This window comes from Dickeya oryzae (assembly GCF_020406815.2).
Lineage (GTDB): Bacteria > Pseudomonadota > Gammaproteobacteria > Enterobacterales > Enterobacteriaceae > Dickeya > Dickeya oryzae.
Map to the genome: position 1 here is coordinate 4094368 of NZ_CP162670.1, position 23930 is coordinate 4118297.

Consider the following 23930-nt stretch of genomic DNA (forward strand, 5'->3'; position numbering starts at 1 on the left):
CCGTTTTGGTGGGATACTTACAATACCGCTTTCAGCAATTGACAGTAAGAGGTTTTTTGTTGAACTTTTCTGGTGTCTTCTGGTAATGATTTGCAACCTTCAGGAGAAATTGAAAATGTATAAATATATCATTTCATCAAAAGATTTAATTTCGCTCGCACCAACTAATACCTCCTTTACAGTGATGAGACTCAAAAGGAGCATCTATGAATGATCCATCCCTTCGATTACGCCCGCTGGTTTCAGTATTGCTGTTTTTGAGTGCGTATGCTCCACTAATGATAATAATAATTATCAAGGATATTGACACCTCTGAATACTGGCTATTTCGGACGCCAACTCTTAGTTGCGTTCTTTTTCTAATAGCTGTGAGTAGTAGTATAATTACACTTCAGGTAGTCAAATCAGTTGATGAGGGATTACCTACGACCATAACAAAAGCAGCGAATAAATCTGGAGATATGTTTGGTTATACCATACCTTACATGCTGTCATTCATGAAAGTTGATTTAAGTGATTGGCAAACAGCGCTAGGTCTTTCAGTATTTCTTTGTGTTTTATTTATAATGGCTTATCGTACGCAAACCGTTTTCATCAATCCAATTCTTGCAATAAGCGGATATATGTTGATTGATTGTACATTTAAACGTGGTAATGAAGAAATTCAGGCAATGGTCATTACCCGCAGGCCAATTAGTATTGGCGACTCTTGCCAGTTAGAGCGACTTTCTCACTATCTATATATAGCTGCACAATCGGGGCATAATCAGTCAGGAGAAAATGATGGGCATAAGTAAACTCAAGAAACAGCTTAACGAAATTAAAGCAACAGATTTTAGTGAATGGTCTGTTTCATTCTGGCTGGTAAAAAGAAAGATATCTCAGAAGAATGCACACTATAATGTGCTCCGTGTAAAAATAGATAAAAAACTTCAGAAACGCTTCTATGGCTATATAAAACAACAATTACAGCATAAAGATTTTCACCTTGCTCCCTATGATTTCAATAATGCAGACGGTGATGACGCTCTTTTCACCATCGATACTGCTGTTACAGATTTTGTGAAAGTTGCAGAACAAATTGAGAATGGTTTCAAAAGCCCATTTGCTCAAAGTTACGATGAACTTCTCAACTCCTGGGCCTATATTTCACTTTTTGAAAAAGGGGATAAACGACTTTTCGCTTGGCGGAAAATTAATTCTGATACACAACCCAAGAAAGTCCGATCGAAAAATGCCGTTTTCTTCCAAAATCATAAACTCGTTGATATTGATGATAAAGAGGTCTTTCTTATAGACCCAATATATGATTTCTTTGTTTATAATGGCACAACCTTTATTGCGAATAAGAAACAGTTTGAAAGTTCAATGAATTTCCGAGAAGGCATGAAAGCTAATGGTGAAGAGGTACTAAATGATTTTACTGCACTCAATATTTTCGACAACGTTGAAATCATCAGAGATTTCGTTGGCGTCAATCTTCACCATCTGAGAAAGTTGTCATCAATTAAGAAATCTGGATATTATAAACAATCTGATTATATACAAAAGCTGATCCGTGTTAATAATAAGGAAAAATGGGAACTTAAAGTATCGAATGGGAAAATCATTGTTGAAAAGGAAACTGTAGAATTGCTTCTTAAATTACTTAATAACGATAGATTACGCTCCCCTATTAATGATGAATTTTTCGACTCTGCTACAAAAGCACCAGTCATGAGTGGACATGTATGATCGTAGCTTTGATATTCGATAATACATTTTAGACGACAGATTCCAGATACCTCCTCTTTAGTTGGTATTCTGGAATCTGAAACTATTATGGAAGATAATCATTTTCAATAATAATTATTAACTTCTGTTTCTAAGGTTTTACTGAATACCCTGCTTCCTCCAGTTATTAATTGCCTGTGATATCCGCCCTGTCGTCGCATCGTTCTGCCATTCATCCCAGAAATCAACCGTACCGCTATTCGGTTTATAAAGTGGCTCATCAATCCTGACTCTACTGGGAAGCAAACTGGCATCACCAACAACTAATGCTTCACCTGTATCAAGTGTAGGAAGAATATCGCTGAATCCCCCTAAACTTTCAGGAAGAAGTTTTCTCACAACAGATTGATCATCTGAATTTGTCAAACGCATTGAGACGAAATTGCTGCACTGGCTTAACATTGTTTTGTTGACTTCTGAGGGCCTCTGGCTGATAACAACCAAGCTAACCCCATATTTTCTTCCTTCTTTAGCTATTCTCTCAAAAACATCGATGGAAATATCATCTGCTGCACCAGCATTATTTCTCTGGGGCATATAAAGATGGGCTTCATCACACAAAAGAGCCACCGGATGCCGAGAATCAGAAGGTGTCCACTGTTGTAAAGAAAATGCTAATCGTGCAACTAAAGAAACAATCAGAGGGAGGATGTCGGAAGGCACTTCTGAAAAGTTAACTATCTTTATGCCGCCTTCACCATTTTCAGCAGTACTTCCTAATAGGATATTAGCAAGCTCAGATAACCAGTCAAAACGTAAAGTATCATCTCCGCCTTTAAATAAAAAACCAAGACGCCTATCTGTTACTTTATTCTCAAGCCGAGATATCAAACGAGAAAGTTTTCCATTAAACTCCCCCATCTTTTGACCTCTGGCACCATCGACCATCTCAGAATTTATTTCATTCAATTTTTCCAGAAGAAAATCAATATCAAAAGGAACCGGACTATCAACTGTAAAACTATCAAGAATATTCTGATAATTTCCCTTTTCTAAATAATCTTTCTTTGCTTTATTTATTTCTCTGGAAATGATCATTGCCTGATTTGGCGCATTTTGGTCGGAACGATCGACAAATAAAGAGACCAATGCCTCATAAGAGAGTAACCAGTAAGGAAGGTAAATAGTACCATCGGATATGGTCTTATTTTGTTCTACTTCTAAAGGACCTGCAACCTTATAGTGTTTAACACCCTGATAAGAAAGGGGGGAATATTCTCCATGAATATCAAAGACAATACCATTGGCAGATGGCAAACTAGCCATTTGCTCAATAATTTTTGCTGTCGTCCATGACTTGCCAGACCCCGTACTTCCACCAACAAAAGCGTGCCTCTGAAAAAATTTATTCCCATTCAAATACGCAGTAGCATTATCATCAAGCGTATATTTTCCTAACGTTAATGCATTACCCTGACTAGTCGCATTTGAAAGAACTCTCATAAACGCCGTTAATTCTTCCCCTTCAAGAGCAAAACAATTTGCGTCAATTTCTGGAACACTTTCTAAAGTACGACGAAAAACATTATACCTAGCCCCATCTCTATCAAGTAATGTACCGATCAATGCAATTTTACATAGATTCAGTTCATGATCTTCATCTTCAGATGAATCTAATATGTTGTTTATTTTCTTCCTTGTTACTTGTGTTATCAGACCAATTAAATGTTGCCCTGGCCTTGCACTTTGCAAGACAACAAGTCGATTAACCTGGAGTCGTTTTAGATATTCAGGTACTGCCACATCAATGATCACTGTTGTAGTATCAACCGATGCAACCTTACCTAATGCTTGTTCATCCTCAAACTCAAACAATGCCATATCCCCTCCGTTAGCACACCAATTTTAGATATCCTTTTAAGCTCCAATAGTCGTCATCAACAAAAACTGGGCTTGTAGCTTCCGAACTATAAATAACAGATCCTGAATGCTCTTTTCCACATTCTATCGCAAGAAAATTCTTTACTTTTCCACTCAGAAGAAAATCACGAGCAGAATTAGTTAACCCGTGAGTTATTAGTGTAATACAAGCATTCTCTCGCACACATTTTTCAACCAGTTTTTCCTGAATATGCTCATCATTAAATCCAAACCCTATACATAAATACGAAGTCGCATTTCGTATTGCATTGTCAGCTAGGTTAATAATAGTTCTAAAGGGCTCATGATATGTCGCTGAATATTTTTCAATGCCAGGCGTTACAATTTTGGGGATATGATTATCAGGGATTAGATTTAAATGACTATACCCTACGATATCATTTAGTGGGCTGATAAACCAATCCAAGCTACCATGCACCTTCAGGATTTTAACAATTCGATTACATCTAATGTGTTCAGTTCCTTTCTGTGTGCGACAAAATCCATGTGAAAAACCCGTGTAGTGATGATGTCCCGCTTGCTCTACTGCATATTCAGCTAATCGGTCATAATTTGTTGTTATGATATTTATTTCATTCAACGCACTTCTAAAAAGAGAAGAAACTAACTCTGACAATGGAAAGAAGTTTGACTGTTGAATTGACTGATTAAAGACATCAATATCTTGTGGGTTTAATAGCTTCCATGTCAGATGAACAACTTGTTCTGTTAAATCTGCTGGTAACCTTACTTCATGTAGTGCTGTTTCAAGATCTTTTCCGTTATTTAGCATCTCAGAAAACTGTTGCCATTTATCTTTAGATGCCCCATCACTACGACTAAGATCTATAGATTGCAATAAATGCGTAGCTAAAGCCCCCATACCTGATAACCCAAATGCAGCAGATGCTCCACTACCTAAAATAATAGTAGGGGCTTGCTGGTAAAAACGCTGTGCCTGTTTTGCGTAATCAAGTTCACTCATATCCCATAAGCTCTTATTAAAGATATTACATATCAGTTTTTCAAACAGCACTATACCCCTGCTTCGGGTCATTCTTATACTGCGGAAACGCCAACTTCAGTTCCCCTTGCTCCACCAACGGTTTTAGGTACTGCTGACGCAGCGCATTAGGGTTACGACTAAGGATCTGTCCCAGCGCAGCAACAGAAATATACTGCCCCTGACACACATTCAGGATAACACTCTTCATCAGCGCTTTATCCCCCAGACGCAACTTTTCACGAGGAACCGCAGCTAAAGTAAACAACGAATCCCGGAAAGCCTCGGTGAGATTATCAACATCATCAATATAGGGTCTTTCGATAAAGCGGTTAAGCAAACGTCCATACTCATCCCGGGACGCGGGTTGATCGTCCTCGGCTTTATATGTAGAACTTTCCTCGTTATGTGTGGACCTCTGCTCGTTATATGTGGAGTTACCCTCGTTATGTGTGGACCTCTGCTCGTTATATGCGGAGTTCCCCTCGTTATGTGTGGAGCTCACAACCGCTCCTAACGAGAAAACCTCATCCGGTGTCATTACCGATACGCCGGGCAAGGTGTAATATTTGCTTTTCTGCTCCCCCTCTGCGACCAGAAAACCTTTACTTTCCAGTCGGGGAAGCGTCAGCGTGACTTCGCGGGAGTGCCGTGTTGTTAACTGGCAGGCTCGTTCATGGTTGACCCAGCCTTCAATCGCTGCCGTTGCAACAATCACCTGTTCAAAATCATCAAGCAGATCGAAGGTATCGCCAAATCGTTGATGCAGGTCATCCAGAACATTCTGCGGGATCAGGCTAGCGGTAGAAAGCTCTAATAGCGTCTGCGCAGGAAACGTTTTTTCCCAAAGTTTGGGGGTTCGCCAGTTAGCCGATTTCCAGCCGCTGAAAATCTTCGGCATCCCTGAACCCGCTTTCTCACCCAGACCAATAAGCAAAAACATCTGGTGTAGCAACCTGTTGCGGCAATCACTGACGCCACCCACAATCACATCCTCCAACGGCAGACGCATCAAGCCGGGATTGCGAAAGCCAAACATATCGGGACGTTTGACGATCAAAATAGAAACCCGGTCGGTAAAATCAGCATGGACCAGCGTGTTGACCAGCGCTTCGCGCAGCGCAATATGTACTGGCGTATCCGTTCTGCGCTGACCCTCTTCAAGAGTAAACGGGACTTTCAGATCGGCGACCAGCTTTTGGTATACCTTGCGATAAAAATCAAACAGGTTTCCTGACCATGTCCCGTCCGGACATACCCGATCCACCCAACGCAGCTCCGTTTTGGCCTCGGGGCGTTCCTGATAATCCACCATGTAGTTAGGTGCAGCGGCAATAATCGCATCCCATTTACCAAACATGAGAACCCCAGCCAGCGTAATTCCCTCTTTTCCAGTTTCTCTGTCTTTACGCCATCCACCAACCATTTTAAATAGTTCAAACGGCTCGCAGGCCAGATAAGGATGCTGCGGGTTATTTGCCGAAAGCAGATTGCGGTAAACTTTCAGACTGTCCAGATCGATATCGTCCTGAAAGGTGTAGTGTTCAGAAAGCACTTCGTTATCACGGCTGTCGTGGATCTGCTCTGCAAGCATCCGCTTGACGGTGATATCATCACAAAGGCGATCGCCTTCGTGCAGACGTTGATAGGTGTTACCAAATGGGGACTTTTTCAGATGAACCGGCTTTTGTTTGCGCATCGCCTGTGGAATATGGATCGCCAGAACGTCCGTCCCCTGCAAAGAGACCTGTTGCACATCGTTTTCTGATTTCAGCACATTCACGCTAACCCGATCGCGATCGTTTAGCTGATTAAACAGATCGGTTTTTATCTTTTCAGGATCGATAACGCCAACGGGCGTGAACTTGCCTGCCTGCTCTTTTACGCCCAGAACCACCCAGCCACCTCGACCATTAGCCATTGCCGAATAGGTGGGCCAGAAGTCTTTCGGTAACTCGCCTTTGCCGTCTTTCCCCCCTGCCAGTTTGAACTCTACCTGTTCCGATTCGACAAGGGTTTGCAGATCTATAATATCTTTTATTTGCAAAGGCATAGAGATTCCTCTGGCTGAAAAATGTTCTGCTATATCATACCGCATCTGCCGAATATCCGGTAGGTTGTAAGGGATAAGACAAAATTCAGATCATAGAAAGTCTATCAAGAAAGTTGCGATTTTCATGAAAGGTTTTTAACGCTACAAGACCTTTAACAATGAGTGTCAATTCATCAATCTGGGATACCAGCAAGTCCGATACTGCGAGAAAGGGGCGTGATCTCTAAGCCTATGATGTGGTGGTTTGAAAATTTCGAAATTTATCCATCTAAAGACGACTATTTGGCAAAAATTTAAACCAACCTATTGTAACTTTCTCTCAGTAAAGTAAAGAGGGTGGATACCGGAAACAACTTGCACTAAGGGAATCTAATCAGGCTATGCTGATTAGATATCTCAATCATCAAATTTGTACATTTCAAAAATATTCAAAAAATATAAATTAAAAAAATAATTAACTAACCGTATCGCAATATTATCTCAAAACCTTCAATATCATATCTCAATGAAAGCTAATAAAAATCCCGCTACTGAAGGTAAGACTGAGTTTTTACTCTTAAACTATGCACGGTTCAATCCACACATAACGAAGCTCCCATTCGCAAAATGACGTCTTTTGTGACAACCATCACAAAACCAAATCGATCTTTTATGGGGGCCTAAGTGGGGGCGCTGTTTGGTCTCTTTACCAATAGAACCAATAACAAACAGCACGTTAATCACCAATACGATTCCGAGTCCGGCACCACTTATTCAGAAAAACCAGCCTACGGGCTGGTTTTTTGCTTTTCGGCTTGTGGACTCTCCATCGAATACGTTCGATGACTCGCCGTTGCGACACCTCACCCTTCAGGCCAGAAAGGGATCCCCCTCATGAAACACCGCACCCGCGTTACCGTGGACAAAAACGTTTATCAGCTTCAGAGTACTGCTGGCGCACCTCTTTCTGGTCAGGCCAATGCCGTGCCTGACAGACAAGCTCGTTGCACTAAAGTTGAAGAATGGAAGCAGGAAAACCGCGAAGGGATGGACGAAATCGCCCAGTTTATCGCACAGAACGGCTCCTTTGCTGATGAAAACAGGAACTGGTGAGCATTCAATGCGTTGGTTCGCAGATAATAAATACACCAGCCGTTAGACAATGTTTGTCGATATGCAAAGTGATATTGTCGAGACACCGAAGCGGCGCATGGTTATCCTGCGTATCGAATGACATCACCTGTCTGAGAAAGTGAATAAGGCGCTGTTCCCGCTGATCCACATCGATGGCAGAGATCCTGAATGTTGCATCACGTTCCCTCCTCCCCCGAAGTTAGGTAACACCAATGAGCCAAAATACCTCTAAAAATAAATGGCTAGGTTTAGCAGGATACTTACATAATCTGACAGATACCTATATGAATACCCGGTAACTGTCAGATCCGGTTTGAGCTAATACAACTCTTTCATATAAGTACGATAAACTGGGGTTAAAGCATACTTAGATAAGTGTTCAATCGCAGGAACACACACGGCATCACCCATAGCAAAATATCCCTTATTTGTATTATCAGGAAGGATGAAATCATCCCTTACCCCTTGCAATCTAGCATATTCCCTTGGGGTCAATAACCTAACATTCCAATTACCATGCCCAGCACAAACCAATATTTGTTTACTTGAACCACCTCTAGGTGTTCTTAAACATCCAGCTATTCCATCCGTTCTAAGTTCTGCCATTGATTTACCAGAACGCATTCTCCGAAACACAGTACCATACGAATAGCGCGCTTTCTCAACCATTTCGTTTAATTTCAATTGATGGGATTGATTCATTTGTGAGAATAAATGTTTTTTACGCTCAGTACTCCACCACAACGGCGATTCCATCGGAATATCCGCCTCAATTATATCATCAATTGTTTGAGTTCTTAGTTGAGGAAGCGGAATATCAAATAACCCCCAATTTAACGTTTCATTAGAAGCAATGATTTTTTTTAATTTTTCCGATCGTAATTTTGGTTGCTCATCAAACTTTTCCCACCACGGATCAAGAGGATTGAGAGCATTTTTGATATACATAAACTCAGAGGCAATAGATTCATCTACTGCAATAAGAAATACTCTCGGGCGACTCTGTGGCGTAAAAAGAACAGCATCTAGCTCAATTATATCAATAAAATACCCTAAATTAGACAAGACGCTAACTGTATCTACAACATCCTTCCCATTATGAGATGTTAAAAAACCAGAGACATTTTCTAACATTACCATTTTAGGCTGGTCATTCGATAATTTCTTTTTCTTAAGAATTTCTAAGACTGCTCTCAATGTCCCTGATTCAGTTCCTGCTAATCCAGCTCGTGACCCAGCAACTGACAGATCTGTACATGGAAATGACGCTGTATAAAGAAAAATGTCGCTAGGTATAGCCTTTTCTGGTTCAGCTGCTACTTTCCAAATATCTTCTAAATGGAAATGTTCTTCACCATAATTTTTCACATAAGTGTGCATTTTATCAGCAGAAATATCATTGGCCCAGACGCACTTCCAACCAGAGCTCTCCAGTCCCTCTCTTACTAACCCCACTCCAGCAAAAAACTCAGCAAATGTCATAGTAACTAACCAACCAGTTGATTCAACTCTTGGAGAAGACTATCATCTTTACTGTACATATAACCAGATTTAATTTCTAAAAGAGTGCGTCCACAACGCTGAACAAAACCGTAAGGTATTGATTTTCTAAATCGTTGCCGTCTAACTGAACTAGCGGCAGATCTATCGTAGTTTAAGCGATACTCAGGTAACCAAACATTAAAAAAATCATTTCTTAGTTCACGACCAGGAATGGCTTTAACTACTACATCTCGATAATCACTAGAATAGGAACAGAATAAGTGATTGACATAACAATCTTCTATGAGTTTTGCCTCTCCTGTATTTAAATGGTACTGGTATTCATAAGAACTTCCTTGAGTTGAGGATTTTACTTCCCATCCCTGAAGATCTGCACCAGTAACACCATTACCATAACGCCCCGTCAGTATTGAACCAAAAAGCTCCCAAATTACTGAAGGAACATGTCCTGCAACTTTAAGTCCGTGCTCTCTCAAAAGATTAATCTTTTCCTCATCATAAATATGACTAGAATAGAAATCAAAAGCAGCATCCAATGAACTATTCATGAATATATTCTCCTAAATTAGCAAGGAGACGTTCTGGCGAAACATGTAATGCTATAGCCAGTTTGCATATATTCAGAAGACCAATATTTCTCTGACCTCGTTCAATAGAGCTAATGTATGTACGATCTAACTGGGCTCTTTCAGCAAGTTGTTCTTGGCTCAGCTTAAGCTGAGCTCGTAAACTACATACTCTCATGCCAAAAGCTCTCAGCGTCTGCTCTTCAGTCATGCACATCTCCTTATAAAAGGAAATGTATAATCACCTTTGTGATGACTATAAGTCCACGGACTATGAGTCACACTACTAATGTTACCCCATGCTTTTCATGCCGATAAAATACATCAAACATATTGATTTTGCGTAACTAAGCATGCCCTAAATAAAGATTTTGGCCGACAGCATATAGCTGGGCACTTTTAATATCTATCACCCCCAGTGTTTATCTATGACAACCACTGATAGGCATCTGGCAGTTTAGGTGCGACTATTTTTTCGGCGAAATAAAACATTTAAGTAGAACATGAAAATCGGTAGCTAAGGAGTTCCTTGGAAAAATTTCCTCTAGCAGATTTCAGGTTTTTACTTGGTCATTTTGGAAAGGATTGAAAATCCCCATTCCCTTGATTCGACTCCGAGTTCAGCACAATTATTCAAAAAACACCCACAAGGCAGCTTTGGCTATTCGCCAAGTCATTAGGATAAACTCAATTCAACTCCCTAACCCCATACCCGACGACCACTTTGTTTTCCGCCAGACTTTTGGTGACCACGGTTCCGGCCCCCACTTTGACGTTATCCCCCACGGTGATGTCGCCCAGCAGGATAGCGTTCGCGCCCAGTTCTACCTGATTGCCCAGTACCGGGCTTTTCGTCGCCTGACCATCACGGTTGACTACGCTGCCAATGGTCACGCCCTGGCGTAACGTGCAGTTATCCCCGATAACAACGTCGGCATTCAGCACAATGCAGTGAGGGTGATATATCTTCAGCCCAAAACCGATTTGGGTTCTGTGTGGGATCTCCACACAGAACACCCATTCATTGATTACCTTGTTCAGAATAACAAAAGGGAGACTGACTATTTTCAGCAGCAGATTTGACGACTGCCAGATAGTTGAAAGTCGAAATAACAGGATGACCAGTTTAGATTTAATACTGCCTGCCGTATTCACTTCTCGCCATACATGGCTAATATTTTTCAGCATAATAATGTCTATTATTTATTATTCCGCGCTTAGCGCACAATGATCGTAGAAACCCGATACCAGCCATCGGCCTGCTTACCTTCATTGGCAAGATTAATTCGCGACACGCCTTTGGCATCCAACATCGCCACATCAATATTATATTGCCCGGCCGGTAATGATTCGGGCATGTCCAACTGGTAGACGCAGTTATGTTGCCCCGGCAACCAGGTGCGGAGGTCTTCCGTCGTTTTTCCCATGACCATAACGCTGTTGGCGTCATTGACCACGCGGTAGGCCAAATCATATTTCAGATAAACCGGTGCTACGCCATCGTTAAACCATTGGCTGCTTAATATCAGGCTCTGCCCTGTTGCCAGTTCAGATTCATGAGTTAACGACGCCAGTCGAAAGCGATACCCCAATTTGGTGAGCGCGTTATCCACAATGTCCCGATATTGCGCCGGTACGGCGCGCGATTTCAGGTTAATGGTACTGGCATGTTGCGCCAGCGCCCAGTCAAACGTCGCTTGTACTTGCTCCCGTGAATAGTACTGAACGCTTAACCACTCCGACATATAACCGCAGATTTCCAGGCTCACTGACGCACGTTGCCACGCAGCACTAAAACCGGGATACGCCACTTCTGCCGCTTGCAGCCGCACTGGATAATCGTCCTTCATGTGGCTCCATCCCAGTGAAAAGTTATGCCAGTCTCCCCAGCAATCAGCGCGCCATCCCGCACCTTGTTTCACGGCATAGGTCAGCGAGTCTCCCCCGCTAATTAACATCACTTTGGGGCTTTGGGGAAACGCGTTGAAAAACAAGGTGACGTACTTATTTAACTGGGCTGGGGTATAGCGTTCCAGCAACGGCTTAATCGAGGGGAAATTACTGTTATGCCATTCCCCACAGGAGCCGACCAACCCAATATCGACATAAGCCAGATTCGCATTGCCGTCATAACGGCGGCCAAAAGCGTTCAGCAAACGCTGGCTGTATTTGGTAAACACCGGGTCACCCCAGTCCGGCACAAAGGTTTTTTTATCCGGCGTCCACTCACCCTTAATGCCTTTTTGGATCAACCAGTCGGGGATCTTCGAGCCACTGGCAGGTTCATCCAGCGCCATAAAACGCAGCCCAACCCCCATTGCTGGCTGATGTTGCCGGGCCTGCGCAAAAACCGCATCCACCAGTTGAAAGTTATAACGGCCTTCCACCGGCTCCAGCTCGCTCCAGTAAAAACGATCGTATTCAATGCCCGTGTCAGGGTAATCAGCCAGCGATAGGGTCGTGCCATTCCCCCAGTTAACGCTGGCAACGCCAGTACCTGGGTTCGTGAGCGGGCCGTTTATCCCTCGCAGGGTCACGGTCGTCATGGAGGCGACAGCGACACCCAAAACCGAAAATAACATCCCTCCCAGTACGATCATTTTAAAACGCACTGATGACTCCTCTTTAGACAAGAGATGGGCCGCCGGGCCGCCGGGCCGCCGCCTTACTGGCAGACCATATTGCAGGGCATACCCCCAGCGACACGATTATTGATATCGGCTTCGAACTTATCGAGCGGGAATCGACATAGCCGAATAGGTAGCCATGGCGTTAGCCTTTACCAGCCCTACACGCCCAGAGAGTGAGCATCGCGTTGGCTGGCTCAGCCTAAATGCGTATGACCGATGCTGCTGTCTTCAGGCTCCAGCTCGGACAACCCGTGCAAAATGCCACAGCCATCCACCGTTTGCGTCACCTGACAGCGCTGGCTGATATCCATCAGTTGCGCTTTCAGTTGCTGTAACTGCGCCAGGCGTGCTTCGACATGCCCCAGATGCTCATTCAGCAGCGCGTTAACCCCTTCGCAACTGGCAGCCGGTTGCTCACTAAGCGCAATCAGCGCACGGATTTCATCGTGGTTCATGTCCAGCGAGCGGCAGTTACGGATAAACCGCAGCCTGTCGGCATGAAACTGATGATAGTGACGATAATTCCCTTCGGTGCGTTCCGGTTCGGGCAGTAGCCCTTTCTTCTCATAAAAACGAATGGTTTCCGGTGTGGTGTTGGTTGCTTTCGCCAGATCGCCAATTTTCATGTGATTCCCCTTGACCCTGTAGTTGCTACAGGGTTTTTACTACAACAAAATCCCGAACAGGAATCAACCATGTCAGAAAAACATTCCCCTGCTTCTGTGCGCCAGCTCCAGCCTGTCGCACCGGAAAAACCGGGCAAGGCCCTGTTCCGTCCACATCATCAAACACAAGCCGGGTCATGCCAGACACCGCATGCCGCCGGCCATATACAGCAATCGGAACAGACTTGCGCTCATCACTGCTGTGACAGTGCGGTACAACCTGTCAGTGTGCTGGCGAGTGCCGAGCGCAGCGGCGATCAGCAACGGACACCGATCCGCATCATGCAGATGGACTGCCCGACGGAAGAAACCATGCTGCGTAAAAAGCTCGATACGCTGCCGGAGGTCAGTGCACTGGAATTCAACCTGATGCAGCGGGTCATGACCGTCACCCACCGTTACGATGCACTGGACACCGTTCTGGCCGCTATCCGCGCGTTAGGGTTTGAGCCTGAAGTGCGTGCCGCAAATGACCGCTCCGCCCTGCCGCCTGAGCCGAAAAAATCCTGGTGGCCGTTGGGGCTGGCGGTGCTCGCCGCCGGTGCAGCCGAAGCCGTGGAATGGAGCGCACTGCCTGAATGGTGGGCGGCGGTGCTGGCGATCCTTGCGGTGGCCGTCAGCGGGTTGACCACCTATCGCAAAGGCTGGACGGCCCTTCGCAATGGCAACCTGAACATTAATGCGTTGATGAGTATCGCAGTAACCGGTGCACTTATCCTGCAACAGTGGCCGGAAGCCGCAATGGTCATGGTGTTGTTTACTCTTGCCGAGCACATCGAAGCGCGTTCGCTGGACCGCGCCCGTAACGCCATCGCCGGGCTGATGAATCTGGCACCGGAGACCGCCACCGTACAACAACCGGATGGCAACTGGCGCGATGTGGAAGCCAACACCATTACACCCGGCAGCATCGTGCGGGTTCGCCCCGGCGAACGCATCGCGTTGGATGGCGACATCACCCGTGGCCATTCCGCGGTTAATCAGGCACCGATTACCGGCGAAAGCCTGCCGGTGGATAAGCGCGTCGGCGACAGCGTATTTGCCGGAACCATCAATGAAAGCGGTTCATTTGAATATCGGGTAACGGCGGCGGCGGCCAACACCACGCTGGCACGGATTATTCACGCGGTAGAACAGGCGCAGGGCACCCGGGCACCGACACAACGGTTTGTCGATCAGTTTGCCCGCGTTTACACCCCGCTGGTCTTTTTGGGGGCGGTACTGGTCGCGGTCTTGCCGCCACTGTTAACGGGCGGCAGTTGGCTGGACTGGGCGTACAAAGCGCTGGTACTGCTGGTGATCGCCTGCCCGTGCGCGCTGGTGATTTCTACCCCGGTCACCATCGTCAGTGGGCTGGCGGCGGCGGCACGACGCGGTATTTTGATTAAAGGCGGGGTGTTCCTGGAAAAAGGGCATGCGCTCTCCTGGCTGGCGCTGGATAAAACCGGCACGCTGACCCACGGCAAACCGGTACAAACCGGTTTTGAACCGGTCGCTGACGCGGATGACGCCCGTTGTCGGCAACTGGCTGCCAGTCTGGCCAGCCGTTCAGACCACCCGGTGTCACAAGCCGTGGCAAAGGCGGCACAGGAGGCCGGCACACCATTACTGGATGTCGATAACTTCAGTGCCGTTGTCGGACAAGGCGTTATCGGTACCCTGCAAGGGCAGCGCTATTTCCTTGGCAACCTGCGACTGGCCCGGCAATGGCTGGGTGATGCGGCGGCGGCAATCAGCGAGCGGCTGACAGCGCTGGAGCAGGCCGGTAACACGGTGATCATACTGGGTGACGAACGGCGGGTGTTGGCGCTGATGACGGTAGCCGATACCGTCAAACCCTCCAGTCGGGAGGCCATCAACGCGCTGCATCAGGCGGGAATCAAAACCCTGATGCTCACCGGCGATAACCAGTACGTAGCGCAGGCTATCGCCCGCGACGTCGGGATTGATGAAGCACGCGGTAACCTGTTGCCGGAAGATAAACTGTCGCAGATTGAACGGTTATCCGCACTGGGCATAACAGGCATGGTCGGCGACGGCATCAACGACACCCCGGCGCTGGCGCGCGCCGATATCGGTTTCGCGATGGGCGCAATGGGTGCCGACAGTGCCATCGAAACCGCCGATGTCGCACTGATGAACGATGATTTGCGCAAAATTCCGGAATTTGTGCGTATTTCTAAAGCCACCCGTGCCATCTTAATTCAAAACATCGTACTGGCACTCGGCATCAAAGCGGTGTTCCTGACGCTCACGTTGCTGGGCATGGGGACGATGTGGATGGCGGTCTTTGCCGATGTCGGTGCCAGTTTGCTGGTGGTCGGTAATGGTCTGCGGCTGCTGCGTCAGTCATCAGTAAGCACACACTGACCTCAGCAGTCTTATCAGCGCCCCTTCGCCGGGCAAGCCAGACACGATGTCGCTGTGGCCCTCTGCCTGTGGGGGCCATGGACAGTGTAGTATCCGCGACGGGGTTACTTAAGACAGATGCTCATTTAAGAGTAGATATGTACTCACCAACTTTTATGGTTCTACTTTATATGGTCCTACGATGATGGTGTTACGATGGTTTCATCGTGGATTCATGCCACAGCTGGGCGACTCGTCGCCTGTATTTTCGCCGACAACCGCTATACGTTATAACCAGCCAACGAAGTTAGTGATGACTCACTTCACTGATTACCCAAGCAACAGATGCCGCATCAACAGGATGCCGGTGCTCCGCCATCAGACGATTGCGAACAATCCCCGACCATAGCAAAGACCACCCGACACACAGCACCACGCTATAATTGCACCATGAAAGTGCAATTTTATGCGCTACCGTGAATCGGTTGTCTGTCCTGAGCAACACCGGATTCTGATCTGGCGCTCTGGCAACAACTGGCATGTGAATTGCAAAGACAAAATCCTATCCTACAAAACCGGCGTGACAACAGGGAATTCACGTCGTATTGCGTCAATACAACCGAACAAGGAGCGACGATGATTACGTTGGAACAGTTTAATCTGCTCAGCGTTAGCGAAGCGGTGACGCTGATAACGCCGTGCGTGGCATTGCCTGGCTGGGCCAAACAGGTCACCGCAGGCCGCCCTTACGGCAACCGTGCCGCCCTTCTGGCCGCCGGGCTACAGGCAACCCAAGGCTGGCAGGAAGAAGAGCTGGTGCAGGCGCTACGTACCCACCCACGTATCGGCGAACCAGCCGTGAGTGTATCGGGCACAGCCCGCCCCAGTCAGGAGCCGGTGATGGCGCACAGCAGCGAGAATACGCTGGCTAACGCACTGCGCGCAGGCAATGCCCGTTACGAATCCCGCTTTGGTCGGGTATTTCTGATCCACGCCAAAGGCCGTAGCGGGGAAGAAATTTTGCGTATCCTGCATCGACGGCTGCAAAACGATGACCGGCAAGAAGCAGCGGAAGCGCTGGAACAGCTGCGCCAGATTACCCTGCTCAGGCTGGAAAGCATGATCAGCGAATAAACGGCGGGTGATACCGGCAACACGCTGACATGGCTGAAAAGCGTCTCGTTACCCGGCGGTACCCCAACACCTGCGGGATACCGCCCGGCGGTTTATCGGTCTATCAGTCTGTCGGTCTATCACACCGGCTGCTCAGACAATGGCGGGAGTGATCCGTCACGATAGAAATAACTCACAAACTCGGTCACATCCTGCTGGAACAGATGAAAATGCTGGCGAATTTTTTCATCCGGCCAATCCCACCAACATAACTGTTCCAGTTTTTCCGCCACTGTGGGGTCCTCAAAACGCGGGCGCAACACCCGCGCCGGGTTACCGACAACAATGGTCCAGGCGGGAACCGGTTTAGTCACGATACTGCCCGCACCGATGATAGCGCCATTGCCGATAGTCACCCCGGGCAACACAATCGCACCGTGACCTATCCAGACATCATGGCCGATCACGACCTCATCTTGCTGACGCCAGTTGAAAATCTCCTCGTCAACCGCCGCCGGGTTATCGCTCAATCGGTATTTGCCGGGGCGATAGGTGAAATGATGCAGCGTCGGCCGCCACCACGGGTGGTTGCTGGGGTTAATACGAACGTGCGAGGCAATCGAGGTAAACTTGCCAATGCGGGTAAACATCAGGTCGCAATCATTCATGATGTAGCTGTAATCCCCCAACGCGACATGATTGAGCACAGTACGGTCGGCGACTTCCGTCCAGCGCCCTAATTCGATGTGGTAGGCTTGTACGTCGTTGGCAATACGGGGTTCCGGGCTAAGGACCGGTGATGGCGATTGAGGACTCATAATCGGTTTCCTGGTTCGTTGACACGTGATAGGCGTTAAAACAGTATTCCCATCAAAACAATACGAGTTGGCACACGTCATGCGTGAAAACACAGCACGTGACATAACGCATAACGCGCGTAACGACATAAGAAGCCCATCCTGTCACTGAGCGATGACAACAGCATGTCAGCCCCGGTGCGATTAAGATCCGCTTACAACTCCATGTCAGTATGAAATTTACCCGTCACCAAAGTACGCCTAACCTAGGCGTATAAACCGTTTATTTATTCATTCATTTACATCCATCAATCCACGCTACTGGGAGGAGTCATGAACCCGTTACGCCGCCGCATTGTCCTGCAATTACCGCTCCTGGCTTACGGGATGTCGCTATTCGCCAACGCCAGAGCTGACGATATGTTCAGCACCATGCGTCCATCCGGCTCTCTGGTGCCGACACCACGCGATATCGGCGGCAAATTCAACCCCGACGGCAGCGTCAGGCGCTTTCCCGGCAACACCATTATTTCCCACATTCCGCTGGATTCTGCCGCCTCGAGTGCATTTATGGCCGTGCGCGATACGCTCAAACAACAGGATTTCAGCCACTGCCTGACCTTTACTCCCCCGTCCAGTTACCACATGACGGTATTTGAAGGTGTGACCGAATCGAAACGCCGTTTGCCGTTCTGGCCCGCAGGCCTGCCGATTGATGCCCCCTTGTCGGTCTGTAGCGATTATCTGGCACGCAAACTGGCAGGGTTCGAGTTGCAGGCCACACTGCCGTTTAAAATGCGGATCACCGATTTCAACGCCCATCAGGATTCCGGCGTGACCGTGCGTCTGACCCCCGTGGACGATAACGAGGAGCGCAAACTGCGCACACTACGAGACCGGTTATCCGAACAATTAGGGATACGCGCGCCGGACCATGACACCTACGGCTTTCATGTGACGCTGGGTTATCTGGTGCGCTGGATGACGGAAGACGAATCAGAGGCTTACCTGAAAGCCCAGCAGGCCTGCCTGCATTACCTGCAACAACAGGTACCGGTGCTGGAACTGGGCGTACCGGAGTTTTGTGTTTTCAACGACATGTTTGCTTTCGATACCCAGTTAAACATCGGCCAGCCTGTCACCACCGTGCCGCTAACCGCCTGAGTGGGGTGAAAACCACGGTGTCAGCATACGGTTATCATGGGCAACCTGACCGCCTACCGCTTCATGCGTCAGAATCAGCAGTTGCCCACCTAGCGAGAAACTCGGTAATCCTCTCTGAAATCCGACTTTCGATGGTACGCAAGCGTAAAATGGGAATATCACTTTTCGCCAAGATGCTATTTTTCAAAGCATCTCGCTCAGCCTGCTCAGGAGTGTCATGGCAACCCCCATCGACTTCGATAACTCCCAATGGGGTTTTACCCACCTTAAAATACAGCACGAAATCGCAACTGGCGCGGTTGCGCATAAATGCCTGTTCTCGTTCCGTCAAAGCGGGATTGTTCAATGAAGCAACCTGGCTCAACTGGACTTGGGTGTGGTACATCAGTGCCCGGCACGACGCATCGGATATGGCCTCCCGCAATCCTTGCGCCACTATTTGTTCAGACTTGTAACGTGAGTCGTTAGGCCGTAATCTGGCGCTGAGCACTTCCAGAGATTGGTCGTACTCTTTGTATAGCAGGTCAAAGGCCGATACGACCGGCGCTTTCACTATCTGCTCGTCCTGCGCATAGTACTCAACGTAGCGTATCAGGGCTGCAACAGGGCCATTGTTCGTGGTGAAAACCTCATCGCCCGTCACCAGGGTGAATCGGTTTTTAGCCCGCGATACCGCCACATTAACCATTCGAGGGTCATCGACGAAATCTCGCCGCATCTGGTTGTAGCGTTTCTTGTCCAATACCGTGGAGAAGACGATTTCATCGCATTCTCGCCCTTGGAATTTGTGTACGGTGTCCTTGACGAAATCTGCTGACAAGTATGTACCGGCAAGGTTTACTTGCGCCCTAAAAGGGGCAATAAAGCCTCTGCCCTCGCCATCCAACCTGACAGGTTCGCTTGCGTCCTCAAGTACCTTGAGCAAGGATTCCAACTCCCTGAGGTTGGTGTTCTTACGGGCATGGTTACCTTTGCTGGTCACTATCAAGCGCAGCGGCGTTTCACCACAGCCAGGGTTCATAGGTACCAGCGCATTATCGTAGAACTGCTGATTGCAGAACTGAATAATCCTGGGATGGCAGCGATAATGCTCTTTTAGCAAGGTTCTGGGCAGCCTATCTCTGAATACGCCAATACAGGAATCGAGCAGGCTGTATCGCTCGCAATCATAGACATCGGCGGGAGCTTGCAGGCCCAACGCTACGGGAATGTGTGCCAGTTGCCGACTGTCTCCGACCACGATCAGGTTCTTCGCACACCCCAACGCCAGGATGCCCGGCACGATGTCTTGCTGCGAAGCCTCGTCGATTATCACGTAATCGAGAATCGCCCCTCTTGCGATTGAATTAACGATGGAATGAGTGCTGCTACCAAGGATCGGGAAACGCTGCACGAACGCATCGAAATTTTTCTGGTATGTCTTTGCGTCGAAGATGTTCTTTGTCTGGGTCTGCACATACAAGTGGCGCTTCAGATAACGCATGGACTCCGTCTTCAATTTCTCCAGCAAGACCGTGAAATCGCCACGAGCCAACGACTCTCGACACGCTTGTAGAGCATTGTTCTTGTCCCTCAACGTCTTGTCGTAGTAATGCATTTGCAAGGCATAGAAGAAAGAGAGTCGAGCATTGCCCGCTACAAAAGGTCCAGAACGGAAAATCCTGAATTTGAACAACAGCTCGATCCGGTCTTTAAGTTGAATGCGCTGATCTTTGAGATAGGACAGATAAGCCATCAGGTCTACCGTCTTACGCGCAGACAATCTGTATTTGTCCAAAGAGGCAGAAACCTGCACCCCACGGTCTTCCTGCCACTGTTGAAGATAGTGACGCTCGATGATCAACTCATCGATTTCGGCCTGTAATTGTGCCGCCATGTTGTGGTCGCCCAGATATTGCTTCAGGCGTGCCAATAGATTCTGGATATCACCCATAGCAGGTGCGGGTTCGGGTTTGATCGATGGGCAGGAAGGCAGGCTGGCGAAAAAATCCTCGCGGTTATCCTGACTCCCGAGTTTAGCGACCAGGTAGTCCAGATTGCATTTCTCCAGCTTTTCGTAAACATTCCCCACTGCCGCATTATTGTTGGACAGCACTGCAACCGTTTTACCGCGCAGCAGAATATTCGCGAGGATGTTCAAAATGGTTTGGGTCTTACCCGTCCCAGGAGGGCCTTCGATCACGCTGACCTGTGCACTAAAAGCCTGCTCAACCGCCGTAAGCTGGCTTTCGTTAACGCCAAACGGATAGATCAGCGCTTCGCCCCGTTCCTGCGTGCCGTTCCATCCTGTGCAGTAGGCATGCAAAGCAGTACCCTCGCAGGAGGGCAACTTGTCCAGTTGGTTTACGACATTGGTTGCTATCTGTCGTTGATCCGCCGAACCTGTGCGCTTTATTCGGGCATTCGCCACAGTAACAAAATAACGGAAGACCGGCGTCTCCTTCATCGCCGTCGGCGCGACAAAACTGATATTCTCCAACTTGTGGATATAGGGCTGTTCTGAACCAAGATAGTACACGACAGCATATCGCTCGCCGTAGACCGTTGCCTTTTCGATGGGAGTCACAATCGTGCTACCCAACTTTGTCAGCAGCATCTCGCCCAATTCCCGACAGGGAGCGATACGGCAGTCACTAAGTGGGCGCGTATAGGTCTTTCCGGATGGAAAATGGCACGTCAGTTGCAGAGTCTCGTACTTCTGACTCCAAAAAATTGTCCAGTCACTAATCTTCGCTGTCTTGTCTTCACCACCAACCAGGATTGAAACCATACGTCCCTTAATTTGTGTATGAACGACATTCAAAGTCCCTCTCAAGCCGAACATTCAATGCCGTTATTCTCCAATAAGGAATTATCTTGCCATCATCGCCTCATAGAAGACACGCTTGCGTCATCATCAAGAGGTCATAAGTGTGATGTCATGCAATACAAGACCGATGACAAATCGACATTAAGTGGTATCACGCATAAAAAACCCCTTCAGCGAACTGAAGGGGTCGGGTGGCCTAAAAGATCAGGTTAATGCATGATGGTTGCAGCCCGAAAGTGACCACAAGTCACAGGATGGAATAGGGTTCAGGTCAGAATCAGGTTACGCCTGCGTTCTGATCAAGTAATCAAACGCACTCAGGGAGGCTTTAGCGCCTTCGCCCGTGGCGATAATAATCTGCTTGTAAGGCACGGTGGTGCAGTCCCCGGCGGCAAACACACCTTTCACGCTGGTTTCGCAGCGAGCGTCTATCTCAATTTCGCCAATGCGGTTGCGTTCAATGGCACCGTCCAGCCAGTTGGTATTCGGCAGCAGGCCGATTTGTACGAAAATCCCTTCCAGCGCCAGCTTATGAATGCTGTCGGTGGTGCGATCTTTATACTGCAAGCCAGTGACTTTCTGGCCGTCACCCAGCACTTCAGTGGTCTGTGCGTTGATGATCACATCGACGTTCGGCAGGCTACGCAGCTTGTCCTGTAACACGGAGTCTGCTTTCAGTTCCGGTGCGAATTCCAGCAAGGTCACATGCTTCACCACGCCGGCCAGATCAATCGCCGCTTCCACGCCGGAGTTACCGCCGCCAATCACCGCCACATGCTTGCCTTTGAACAGCGGGCCGTCGCAATGCGGACAATAGGTGACGCCACGGGTACGGTATTGTTCTTCACCCGGCACGTTCATGTTGCGCCAGCGCGCACCGGTAGCAATAATAATGCTACGGGATTTCAGCACTGCACCCGACGCGGTTTCGATCTGGTGCGGCTGACCCGGTTCAGAAGCGGGGAGCAGTTTTTGCGCACTCTGCAAATCGATGACGTCAACGTCGTAGTCATCCACATGCGTTTTCAGCGCTGTCGCCAGTTTGGCACCTTCGGTTTTCGGTACCGAAATGTAGTTTTCAATATCGACGGTATCCAGAATCTGGCCGCCGAAACGCTCGCCCATCAAACCGGTGCGGATGCCTTTACGGGCCGCGTACACCGCTGCGGCTGCCCCTGCAGGGCCACTGCCGACAATCAGCACGTCATACACCGGGCGGCTATTGAGCTTATCGACCACACGGGCATTGGCACCGGTGTCAATTTTGCCGACGATTTCCGCCAGGCTCATGCGGCCCTGGCTGAAGTGTTCGCCGTTCAGGAATACCGTGGGAACGCCCATGATATTGCGATCTTTGATCTCATCCTGAAATACACCGCCGTCGATCGCGGTATGGGTCACGTTCGGATTCAGGATGGACATTAAATTCAGCGCCTGTACCACATCCGGGCAGTTATGGCAGGTCAGCGAATAATAGGTTTCGAAGTGGAATTTACCGTCCAGGTCGCGGATTTGATCGAGGAGTTCTTTCGCTTCTTTCGACGGATGTCCACCAGTTTGCAGTAACGCCAGCACCAGCGAGGTGAATTCGTGCCCCATCGGCGCACCGGCAAAGCGCGGCCCATTGGCAGCCCCTGGGTTGGTCACCAGAAACGACGGTTTACGCACCGGCAGATCGTTATTTTCAAAGAAACTGACTTTGTCGGACAACCCGGCGATGTCAGTCAGCAATGCCCGGACTTCAGCAGATTTCGCTGAGTCGTCCAGTGTCGCCACTAACTCAACAGGTTTGGTTAATTTTTCCAGGTAGGTTTTCAACTGGAGTTGTACGTTATTGTCGAGCATAGATGATCCTTGGCGTTGGCGTAAAAAATCGGGTGCGGAGCACCCGATAAAAAACATCAGAGGGAGAGGGAAAATCAGTCTTAGATCTTGCCAACCAGGTCCAGAGACGGTGCCAGTGTGGCATCACCTTCTTTCCATTTAGCCGGGCACACTTCACCAGGGTGAGAGGCCACGTACTGAGCCGCTTTTACTTTACGCAGCAGGTCAGACGCGTCACGGCCAATGCCTTCAGCGGTGATTTCCACAGCCTGGATGATGCCCTGCGGGTCGACAATGAAAGTACCGCGGTCGGCCAGGCCTTGATCTTCACGCATGTTTTCGAAGTTACGGGTCAGCGCGCCAGTCGGGTCGCCGATCATCGCGTATTTGATTTTAGCGATGGTTTCAGAACTGCTGTGCCAGGCTTTGTGAGTAAAGTGGGTATCGGTGGATACAGAGTAGATATCGACGCCGATTTTCTGAAACTCGTCGTAGTAGTCCGCAACGTCGCCCAGTTCGGTCGGGCAGACAAACGTAAAGTCAGCCGGATAGAAGAAGAACACGCTCCATTTACCTTCGATGTTCTGCTCGGTGACTTCGATGAACTGACCATCTTTGAAGGCCTGGTTTTTAAACGGTTTAACTTTAGTATTGATAACGGACATCTCTGTTTCCTCATGTGTTCCAATGTGTTTGGCTTGGAAGCTA

Annotated in this window: 19 protein-coding genes and 1 pseudogene; 7 read left to right on the plus strand and 13 right to left on the minus strand. The window is 48.2% G+C overall.

All coding sequences use genetic code 11. The features are described 5' to 3' along the window. Positions 1 to 206 precede the first annotated feature (206 nt). Positions 207 to 797 carry a hypothetical protein gene (locus tag LF929_RS18000; RefSeq protein ID WP_024108193.1) on the plus strand — a complete coding sequence of 197 codons (591 nt, stop codon included), beginning with the start codon at positions 207 to 209 and terminating at the stop codon, positions 795 to 797. Further along, complete coding sequence (locus LF929_RS18005; RefSeq protein ID WP_226093203.1) at positions 781 to 1734, plus strand: DUF4868 domain-containing protein; 954 nt, start codon at positions 781 to 783, stop codon at positions 1732 to 1734. The genes LF929_RS18000 and LF929_RS18005 overlap by 17 nt, the downstream gene beginning before the upstream one ends. Before the next feature lie 138 nt (positions 1735 to 1872). On the opposite strand, the gene LF929_RS18010 is transcribed toward LF929_RS18005, so the two are convergent. Genes LF929_RS18010 through LF929_RS18020 form a run of 3 tightly spaced genes read right to left on the minus strand, consistent with a single transcriptional unit; the run spans position 1873 to position 6689 of the window. Further along, a complete protein-coding gene (locus LF929_RS18010; RefSeq protein ID WP_226093204.1) occupies positions 1873 to 3594 on the minus strand; it encodes an ATP-binding protein in 1722 nt (573 codons plus the stop codon). Between the two features lie 10 nt (positions 3595 to 3604). Continuing rightward, positions 3605 to 4618 (minus strand): SIR2 family protein, encoded by a 1014-nt coding sequence (locus LF929_RS18015; protein WP_071599258.1) that lies wholly within the window; start codon positions 4616 to 4618, stop codon positions 3605 to 3607. 40 nt (positions 4619 to 4658) lie between these two features. Further along, entirely contained in the window at positions 4659 to 6689 is a 2031-nt protein-coding gene (locus tag LF929_RS18020; protein ID WP_226093205.1) for an RNA-binding domain-containing protein, read from the minus strand. A gap of 873 nt (positions 6690 to 7562) precedes the next feature. Between LF929_RS18020 and LF929_RS18025 the strand changes: the two genes are divergently transcribed. Continuing rightward, on the plus strand, positions 7563 to 7781 hold the full coding sequence (locus LF929_RS18025) for a type II toxin-antitoxin system CcdA family antitoxin (protein WP_226093206.1): 219 nt from the start codon (positions 7563 to 7565) through the stop codon (positions 7779 to 7781). A gap of 339 nt (positions 7782 to 8120) precedes the next feature. Here LF929_RS18025 and LF929_RS18030 read toward each other — a convergent pair whose 3' ends face one another. From LF929_RS18030 to LF929_RS18050, 5 genes are all read right to left on the minus strand, one after another. Continuing rightward, entirely contained in the window at positions 8121 to 9284 is a 1164-nt protein-coding gene (locus LF929_RS18030) for a DNA cytosine methyltransferase (RefSeq protein ID WP_226093207.1), read from the minus strand. Positions 9285 to 9289: 5 nt separating this feature from the next. Continuing rightward, entirely contained in the window at positions 9290 to 9853 is a 564-nt protein-coding gene (locus LF929_RS18035) for a hypothetical protein (RefSeq protein ID WP_226093208.1), read from the minus strand. Next, positions 9846 to 10082: a helix-turn-helix domain-containing protein gene (locus tag LF929_RS18040; RefSeq protein WP_226093209.1), complete on the minus strand. Its 237-nt coding sequence runs from the start codon at positions 10080 to 10082 to the stop codon at positions 9846 to 9848. The genes LF929_RS18035 and LF929_RS18040 overlap by 8 nt, the downstream gene beginning before the upstream one ends. A gap of 476 nt (positions 10083 to 10558) precedes the next feature. Beyond that, entirely contained in the window at positions 10559 to 11059 is a 501-nt protein-coding gene (locus LF929_RS18045; RefSeq protein WP_038906983.1) for a serine acetyltransferase, read from the minus strand. 29 nt (positions 11060 to 11088) lie between these two features. Then, complete coding sequence (locus tag LF929_RS18050; protein WP_226093210.1) at positions 11089 to 12483, minus strand: DUF4832 domain-containing protein; 1395 nt, start codon at positions 12481 to 12483, stop codon at positions 11089 to 11091. Positions 12484 to 12518: 35 nt separating this feature from the next. On the opposite strand from LF929_RS18050, the pseudogene LF929_RS18055 reads away from it, so the two are divergent. Beyond that, positions 12519 to 12623: pseudogene (locus tag LF929_RS18055) on the plus strand (GntR family transcriptional regulator); the annotation flags it as partial. 72 nt (positions 12624 to 12695) lie between these two features. Here LF929_RS18055 and cadR read toward each other — a convergent pair. Continuing rightward, positions 12696 to 13127, minus strand: a complete 432-nt coding sequence (gene cadR, locus LF929_RS18060; protein WP_038903235.1) for a Cd(II)/Pb(II)-responsive transcriptional regulator — start codon at positions 13125 to 13127, stop codon at positions 12696 to 12698. Positions 13128 to 13196: 69 nt separating this feature from the next. On the opposite strand from cadR, the gene LF929_RS18065 reads away from it, so the two are divergent. Together LF929_RS18065 and uraD are read left to right on the plus strand one after the other, a co-directional pair. Continuing rightward, the gene (locus LF929_RS18065) at positions 13197 to 15536 is read left to right on the plus strand and encodes a heavy metal translocating P-type ATPase (RefSeq protein ID WP_226093211.1); all 2340 of its coding nucleotides are present in this window, start codon (positions 13197 to 13199) and stop codon (positions 15534 to 15536) included. A gap of 615 nt (positions 15537 to 16151) precedes the next feature. Next, positions 16152 to 16649 (plus strand): 2-oxo-4-hydroxy-4-carboxy-5-ureidoimidazoline decarboxylase, encoded by a 498-nt coding sequence (uraD, locus tag LF929_RS18070; RefSeq protein WP_210176080.1) that lies wholly within the window; start codon positions 16152 to 16154, stop codon positions 16647 to 16649. Positions 16650 to 16768: 119 nt separating this feature from the next. Here the strand turns inward: uraD and LF929_RS18075 are convergent, their stop codons facing one another. After that, positions 16769 to 17446, minus strand: coding sequence for a DapH/DapD/GlmU-related protein (locus LF929_RS18075; RefSeq protein WP_038903232.1), 678 nt, complete (start codon positions 17444 to 17446; stop codon positions 16769 to 16771). Positions 17447 to 17758: 312 nt separating this feature from the next. Between LF929_RS18075 and LF929_RS18080 the strand changes: the two genes are divergently transcribed. Next, positions 17759 to 18589 carry a DUF1868 domain-containing protein gene (locus LF929_RS18080; protein ID WP_226093212.1) on the plus strand — a complete coding sequence of 277 codons (831 nt, stop codon included), beginning with the start codon at positions 17759 to 17761 and terminating at the stop codon, positions 18587 to 18589. A gap of 61 nt (positions 18590 to 18650) precedes the next feature. Here LF929_RS18080 and LF929_RS18085 read toward each other — a convergent pair whose 3' ends face one another. The 3 genes from LF929_RS18085 to ahpC form a co-directional block, all read right to left on the minus strand. Beyond that, the gene (locus LF929_RS18085; protein ID WP_038906978.1) at positions 18651 to 21359 is read right to left on the minus strand and encodes an AAA domain-containing protein; all 2709 of its coding nucleotides are present in this window, start codon (positions 21357 to 21359) and stop codon (positions 18651 to 18653) included. Positions 21360 to 21680: 321 nt separating this feature from the next. Continuing rightward, a complete protein-coding gene (gene ahpF, locus LF929_RS18090) occupies positions 21681 to 23243 on the minus strand; it encodes an alkyl hydroperoxide reductase subunit F (protein ID WP_226093213.1) in 1563 nt (520 codons plus the stop codon). Between the two features lie 80 nt (positions 23244 to 23323). Continuing rightward, positions 23324 to 23887 (minus strand): alkyl hydroperoxide reductase subunit C, encoded by a 564-nt coding sequence (ahpC, locus tag LF929_RS18095; RefSeq protein WP_012883250.1) that lies wholly within the window; start codon positions 23885 to 23887, stop codon positions 23324 to 23326. Between the last annotated feature and the right edge of the window lie 43 nt (positions 23888 to 23930).

Excerpts from the sequence above, each read along its gene's own strand:
- LF929_RS18000 (WP_024108193.1), top strand. The coding sequence starts at position 207 with ATGAATGATCCATCCCTTCGATTACGCCCGCTGGTTTCAGTATTGCTG.
- LF929_RS18005 (WP_226093203.1), top strand. The coding sequence starts at position 781 with ATGATGGGCATAAGTAAACTCAAGAAACAGCTTAACGAAATTAAAGCA.
- LF929_RS18010 (WP_226093204.1), bottom strand. The coding sequence starts at position 3,594 with ATGGCATTGTTTGAGTTTGAGGATGAACAAGCATTAGGTAAGGTTGCA.
- LF929_RS18015 (WP_071599258.1), bottom strand. The coding sequence starts at position 4,618 with ATGAGTGAACTTGATTACGCAAAACAGGCACAGCGTTTTTACCAGCAA.
- LF929_RS18020 (WP_226093205.1), bottom strand. The coding sequence starts at position 6,689 with ATGCCTTTGCAAATAAAAGATATTATAGATCTGCAAACCCTTGTCGAA.
- LF929_RS18025 (WP_226093206.1), top strand. The coding sequence starts at position 7,563 with ATGAAACACCGCACCCGCGTTACCGTGGACAAAAACGTTTATCAGCTT.
- LF929_RS18030 (WP_226093207.1), bottom strand. The coding sequence starts at position 9,284 with ATGACATTTGCTGAGTTTTTTGCTGGAGTGGGGTTAGTAAGAGAGGGA.
- LF929_RS18035 (WP_226093208.1), bottom strand. The coding sequence starts at position 9,853 with ATGAATAGTTCATTGGATGCTGCTTTTGATTTCTATTCTAGTCATATT.
- LF929_RS18040 (WP_226093209.1), bottom strand. The coding sequence starts at position 10,082 with ATGACTGAAGAGCAGACGCTGAGAGCTTTTGGCATGAGAGTATGTAGT.
- LF929_RS18045 (WP_038906983.1), bottom strand. The coding sequence starts at position 11,059 with ATGCTGAAAAATATTAGCCATGTATGGCGAGAAGTGAATACGGCAGGC.
- cadR (WP_038903235.1), bottom strand. The coding sequence starts at position 13,127 with ATGAAAATTGGCGATCTGGCGAAAGCAACCAACACCACACCGGAAACC.
- LF929_RS18065 (WP_226093211.1), top strand. The coding sequence starts at position 13,197 with ATGTCAGAAAAACATTCCCCTGCTTCTGTGCGCCAGCTCCAGCCTGTC.
- uraD (WP_210176080.1), top strand. The coding sequence starts at position 16,152 with ATGATTACGTTGGAACAGTTTAATCTGCTCAGCGTTAGCGAAGCGGTG.
- LF929_RS18075 (WP_038903232.1), bottom strand. The coding sequence starts at position 17,446 with ATGAGTCCTCAATCGCCATCACCGGTCCTTAGCCCGGAACCCCGTATT.
- LF929_RS18080 (WP_226093212.1), top strand. The coding sequence starts at position 17,759 with ATGAACCCGTTACGCCGCCGCATTGTCCTGCAATTACCGCTCCTGGCT.
- LF929_RS18085 (WP_038906978.1), bottom strand. The coding sequence starts at position 21,359 with ATGGTTTCAATCCTGGTTGGTGGTGAAGACAAGACAGCGAAGATTAGT.
- ahpF (WP_226093213.1), bottom strand. The coding sequence starts at position 23,243 with ATGCTCGACAATAACGTACAACTCCAGTTGAAAACCTACCTGGAAAAA.
- ahpC (WP_012883250.1), bottom strand. The coding sequence starts at position 23,887 with ATGTCCGTTATCAATACTAAAGTTAAACCGTTTAAAAACCAGGCCTTC.